The 6,000-nt window shown below is 69.7% G+C and carries 4 protein-coding genes; all 4 read left to right on the top strand.

Going from position 1 to position 6,000, the window contains the following annotated elements:
• Positions 1–170: 170 nt before the first annotated feature.
• The 4 genes from SPR02S_RS25790 (at position 171) to pheT (ending at position 5,992) form a co-directional block, all read left to right on the top strand.
• Complete coding sequence (locus SPR02S_RS25790; RefSeq protein ID WP_043258481.1) at positions 171–1,010, top strand: TrmH family RNA methyltransferase; 840 nt, start codon at positions 171–173, stop codon at positions 1,008–1,010.
• 56 nt (positions 1,011–1,066) lie between these two features.
• Entirely contained in the window at positions 1,067–2,194 is a 1,128-nt protein-coding gene (locus tag SPR02S_RS25785) for a sensor histidine kinase (protein WP_026150868.1), read from the top strand.
• A 166-nt stretch (positions 2,195–2,360) separates the two neighbouring features.
• Positions 2,361–3,488 (top strand): phenylalanine--tRNA ligase subunit alpha, encoded by a 1,128-nt coding sequence (gene pheS, locus SPR02S_RS25780; RefSeq protein ID WP_019059896.1) that lies wholly within the window; start codon positions 2,361–2,363, stop codon positions 3,486–3,488.
• Entirely contained in the window at positions 3,488–5,992 is a 2,505-nt protein-coding gene (gene pheT / locus SPR02S_RS25775) for a phenylalanine--tRNA ligase subunit beta (RefSeq protein WP_019059895.1), read from the top strand. The genes pheS and pheT overlap by 1 nt, the downstream gene beginning before the upstream one ends.
• Positions 5,993–6,000: the final 8 nt, after the last annotated feature.

Below are 6,000 nucleotides of genomic sequence, written 5' to 3'. Positions count from 1 at the left end.
CCGGCTTGAGCGGTGACTTGAAGGGCCCGCAGGTTTTTAGCCTGCGGGTCCTTTGTTGCTGGCCCGGACCTGGTTCGTTGTCGGGTGCGGGGCCGTTGTGGCTGGTCGCGCAGTTCCCCGCGCCCCTGAGGGGATTGCGGTTGGCCTGAGATTTGAAGGTGAAGCAGAGCATGTCCCCCGACCTCATCTCCCCTCGTTCCGACCGCGTTTCCGCCGCCCGGCGGCTTGCCAAGCGGAACTTTCGGGGCAAGGAGCGGCTGTTTCTTGCCGAGGGGCCGCAGGCCGTGCGGGAAGCGGCGGGGTACAAGGACACGCTTGTTGAGTTGTTCGCGACCGTTGAAGCCGCGGAGCGGTATGCCGACATCGTCGGCGAAGCCCGTGACGCCGGGGCGCGGGTGCATCTTGCCGATGAGCAGGTCATTGCCGATATCTCGACGACCGTCACTCCGCAGGGGCTGGTCGGGGTTTGCCGGTTCCTCGACACTCCGTTCGAGGAGATCCTCGAGGCGCGGCCCAAGCTCGTTGCCGTGCTCGCCAACGTGCGGGATCCCGGGAACGCCGGCACCGTTCTGCGGTGCGCCGATGCCGCCGGGGCCGAGGCCGTCGTACTGACTGATGCTTCTGTGGATCTGTACAACCCGAAGGCCGTACGGGCCTCCGTGGGGTCTCTCTTTCATCTGCCCGTCGCTGTCGGGGTGCCCGTTGAGCAGGCTGTGGCCGGGCTCAAGGGGATCGGGGTGCGGATTCTTGCCGCTGATGGGGCGGGGACCGACGACCTCGACGACGAGCTGGATCAGGGGACCATGGGCGGGCCCACCGCCTGGGTGTTCGGGAACGAGGCGTGGGGGCTTCCGGAGGAGACCCGGGGGCTCGCGGACGCCGTTGTGCGGGTTCCGATCCACGGGAAGGCCGAGAGCCTGAACCTGGCCACCGCCGCCGCCGTATGTCTGTATGCGTCGGCGCGTGCACAGCGCGCCTCCGGAGGGTGCCGCTCTGTCACCGGCAGCTAGTAGGGTGACCAGCTCGGGGGCCACCTGCGCCGTATGAGAAGAGGTGGGGTACGGGGATGACTGTCGGCACGAGCAGCGCGCCGGGAGCACGGGGTGTGCCCCGGCCGTCCGGGGCCCGGCACGACGACCTCGGCATCGACCCCGACGAACTGGCCGACGGCCTGGTCATCGCCGACGAGCACGGGCAGGTCGTCTGCTTCAACGCCGCCGCCGAGCGCATCACCTCCGTCGCCGCCTCCGATGCTCTTGGGCAGCGGCTGGAGAAGGCCCTTCCGTTAGAGGACCTGGAAGGGCGCCGCTGGTGGCAACTGACCGATCCCTACGGCGGGTTGGCCATCCGGGTGCGGCAGCCCGAGCGGAACCTGTTGTTGCCGGGCGGTCATGAGGTTCTTGTCACCGCGCGCTACGTCCGTACGGAACCCCTTGGTCCTGTTCGTCGGGTCGTCGTCTCCCTCCGCGACACCGAGGCGCGGCGTCGTACCGAGCGCAGTCACGCCGAGCTGATCGCCACCGTCGCGCACGAGCTGCGTTCTCCGCTCACCTCCGTCAAGGGGTTCACCGCGACCCTGCTCGCCAAGTGGGAACGTTTCACCGACGACCAGAAGCGGCTGATGCTGGAGACCGTCGACGCCGACGCCAACCGTGTCACCCGGCTCATCGCCGAGCTGCTCGACATCTCCCGCATCGACTCCGGGCGGCTGGAGCTGCGCCGCCAGCCCGTCGACATGGGCGCGGCCGTCGGGCGTCACATCCAGGCGTACGTCGCGGCGGGCCAGACCGCCGACCGGTTCCTGCTCCGCGTCGAGCAGCCGCTGCCCGATCTGTGGGCCGACCCCGACAAGGTCGACCAGGTGCTCAGCAACCTGCTGGAAAATGCGGTGCGGCACGGTGAGGGAACCGTCACTATCGACGTCACGGCCTCGGCCTCCCCTCGTGAAGGGGAGGAGACCGGCACCTCGGTGACGGTGAGCGACGAGGGCCCAGGCATCCCGGAGGAGTCCATGAACCGCGTCTTCACCCGCTTCTGGCGGGGCAGCAAGCGCGGCGGCACCGGACTCGGGCTGTACATCGTCAAGGGCATCGTCGAGGCCCACGGCGGCACCATCACGGTCGGCCGCGCCCCCGGCGGCGGCGCCGAGTTCCGATTTATGTTGCCCGTGGGCACCCCGGCGTATCTGCAGTAGCCCTGCGGCAGCCGCCGACGAGGCCCCACGGGCGAGGTCACCTGCCCCACCCCCGTTAGACTCGGCCTTTGGCACCTTTGCGTCCCCGTTTCAGGGACGACGACGCGTCCCCCGAGTCGAGTCGGGACGGGGACCATCCGCCAGCCAACCGGAAGCACGGGAAGAGATGTCGGCACCGAATAAGTCGTACGACCCTGTAGAGGTCGAGGCCTTGAAACCGGAAGAGATCGAGCGCATGCGGGACGAGGCGCTCGCCGCCTTCGCCGCCGCCGGTGACCTCGACGCGCTCCAGGAGGCCAAGGTCGCCCACACCGGCGGCACCTCCCCGCTCGCCCTCGCCAACCGCGAGATCGGCGCGCTGCCCCCGCAGGCCAAGGCCGCGGCCGGCAAGCTGGTCGGCCAGGCCCGGGGCGCGGTGAACAAGGCCCTCGCCGCCCGCCAGGCCGAGCTGGAGGCCGACCGCGACGCCCGCGTCCTGGTCGAGGAGGCGGTGGACGTCACACTGCCGTACGACCGCGTCCCGGCCGGCGCCCGGCACCCGCTGACCACGTTCATGGAGCGCGTCTCCGACGTCTTCGTGTCCATGGGCTACGAGATCGCCGAGGGCCCCGAGGTCGAGGCGGAGTGGTTCAACTTCGACGCGCTCAACTTCACCCCGGACCACCCGGCCCGGCAGATGCAGGACACCTTCTTCGTCCAGGGCCCCAAGGGGACTGAGGGCGACGAGTCCGGTGTCGTACTGCGGACGCACACGTCCCCCGTGCAGGCCCGCGCCATGCTGGACCGCGAGCCGCCGGTCTACATCGTGTGCCCCGGCCGCGTGTACCGCACGGACGAACTGGACGCCACGCACACCCCGGTCTTCCACCAGATCGAGCTCCTCGCCATCGACGAGGGCCTCACCATGGCCGACCTCAAGGGCACCCTCGACCACATGGTCCAGTCGCTCTTCGGCGCGGAGATGAAGACCCGGCTGCGGCCGAACTACTTCCCCTTCACCGAGCCGTCCGCCGAGATGGACATGCTCTGCTACGTCTGCAAGGGCGAGTCCGTCGGCAACCCCGACCGCCCCTGCCGTACCTGCTCCTCCGAGGGCTGGATCGAGCTGGGCGGCTGCGGCATGGTCAACCCGCGCGTGCTTGTCGCCTGTGGTGTGGACCCGGAGAAGTACAGCGGTTTCGCCTTCGGGTTCGGTATCGAGCGGATGCTGATGTTCCGCCACAACGTCGAAGACATGCGAGACATCGTCGAGGGCGACGTCCGGTTCACCCGGCCGTTCGGGATGGAGATCTGATGCGCGTCCCGCTTTCTTGGCTGCGGGAGTACGTCGACCTGCCGGCGACGGAGACCGGCCGCGACGTCCAGGCCAAGCTCATTTCCGTCGGCCTCGAGGTGGAGACCGTCGAGCAGCTCGGCGACGGCCTCAAGGGCCCGCTCGTCGTCGGCAAGGTCCTCACGATCGAGGAGCTGGAGGGCTTCAAGAAGCCCATCCGCTTCTGCACGGTCGACGTCGGCCGGGCCAACGGCACCGGTGAGCCCCAGGAGATCGTCTGCGGCGCCCGCAACTTCGCCGTCGGCGACAAGGTCGTCGTGGTCCTCCCGGGCGCGGTCCTGCCCGGCGACTTCGCGATCGCCGCGCGCAAGACGTACGGCAAGACCTCGCACGGCATGATCTGCTCCGGCGACGAGCTGGGCATGGGCGACGACGGCTCGCACGGCATCATCGTGCTGCCGCCCGAGCACGAGGTCGGCACCGACGCGATCGAGCTGCTCCAGCTCGTCGACGAGGTCCTCGACATCGCCGTCACGCCCGACCGCGGCTACGCCCTGTCGATCCGCGGCGTCGCCCGCGAGACCGCCACCGCCTACGGCCTCCCGCTGCGCGACCCGGCGCTCCTGGACGTCCCGCAGCCGAACGCCTTCGGCTACCCGGTCCGGGTCTCCGACCCGATGGGCTGCGACCGCTTCACCGCCCGCACGGTGACGGGTCTCGACCCCGAGGCCCGCTCCCCGCTCTGGCTCACGCGCCGCCTCCAGAAGGCGGGCATGCGCCCGATCTCGCTCGCCGTCGACATCACGAACTACGTGATGCTGGAACTGGGGCAGCCCCTGCACGCCTACGACCGCTCCCGCGTCCAGGGACCGATCGGCGTGCGCCGGGCCACCCAGGGCGAGAAGCTCACCACCCTCGACGGCGTCAAGCGCACGCTGGACGCCGAGGACCTGGTGATCACCGACGACCGGGGCCCCATCGGCCTCGCGGGTGTCATGGGCGGCGCCAACACCGAGATCGACGACACCGAGGGCACCACCACCGAGGTCGTCGTCGAGGCCGCGCACTTCAACGCGCTCTCCATCTCGCGTACGGCCCGCCGCCACAAGCTGGCCTCCGAGGCGTCCAAGCGCTTCGAACGCGGCGTGGACCCGCAGGCCGCCTCCGCCGCAGCGCAGCGCACGGTCGACCTCCTGGTCCTCCTCGCCGGCGGCACGGCGGACGCGGGCGTCACCGAGGTCATCGCACCCTCGGCCCCGCACACCATCACCATCCCGGCGGACCACCCGGACAAGGTCGCGGGTGTCGTCTACGGCCGCGAGACCGTCGTACGGCGTCTCCAGGAGGTCGGCTGCGACGTGTACGGGCAGGACGAGCTGATCGTCACCGTCCCGTCCTGGCGCCCCGACCTCACCGACCCGAACGACCTGGCCGAAGAGGTCATCCGCCTGGAGGGCTACGAGAACCTGCCCTCCACGCTCCCCAAGCCCCCCGCGGGCCGGGGCCTCACCGACCGCCAGCGCCTGCACCGCCGCATCGGCCGCGCGCTGGCCGGTGCCGGTTACGTCGAGGCGCCGAACTACCCCTTCATCGGCGAGCACGTCTTCGACCAGTTCGGCCTGGCCACCGACGACCCGAACCGCAAGGTGGTCAAGCTGGTCAACCCGCTCTCGGACGAGGAGCCGGCGCTTCGTACGACGCTGCTGCCGGGTCTGCTGGGTGCCTTGCGGCGCAATGACGGTCGGGGCTCGCATGATCTCGCGCTGTTCGAGACCGGGCTGGTCTTCCACCCGCGTGAAGAGCTGAAGATCGCGGTACGGCTGCCTGTCGACCGGCGTCCTACCGACGAGGAGATCGCTTCTCTTACGGAGGCGCTTCCCGTCCAGCCTCGGCATGCCGCGGTCGTCCTCGCGGGCGCGCGTGAGCAGGCCGGGTGGTGGGGCAAGGGACGTCCGGCTGATTGGGCCGACGCGGTCGAGGCGGCGCGGGTGCTTGCGCGTGAAGCCGGGACCGAACTCGTTGTGCGGGGTGGGCAGTACGGGCCCTGGCATCCGGGGCGGTGTGCGGAACTCGCCGTTGTCGTCGAGGGTGTTGAGCAAGTCATCGGGTACGCGGGGGAGTTGCACCCGGGTGTGCTGAAGACGCTGGGTCTGCCCGCGCGTACCAGCGCGATGGAACTCGACCTGGATGTCCTTGAGTTGGCGTCTTCGGGGGTTCCCAAGGGACCGAAGATCTCCACGTTCCCTGTTGCTACGCAGGATGTCGCGCTTGTTGTCGATGTGGCTGTGCCGCATGCGGGTGTTGAGGCTGCGTTGCGTGAGGGGGCGGGTGAACTGCTGGAGTCGATCCGGTTGTTCGACGTGTATGAGAACGCGGCGCAGTTGGGTGAGGGGAAGAAGTCCCTTGCTTATGCGTTGCGGTTCCGGGCGGCTGATCGGACCTTGACTGTGGATGAGGCGTCTGCGGCTCGGGATGCGGCGGTTTCGCTTGCCGGGGAGCGGGTTGGGGCTGTGCTTCGCGGCTGAGGCGGGCT

This window comes from Streptomyces prunicolor NBRC 13075, from assembly GCF_000367365.1.
GTDB lineage: Bacteria > Actinomycetota > Actinomycetes > Streptomycetales > Streptomycetaceae > Streptomyces > Streptomyces prunicolor.
This window is presented reverse-complemented; position numbering and strand designations above follow the sequence as displayed.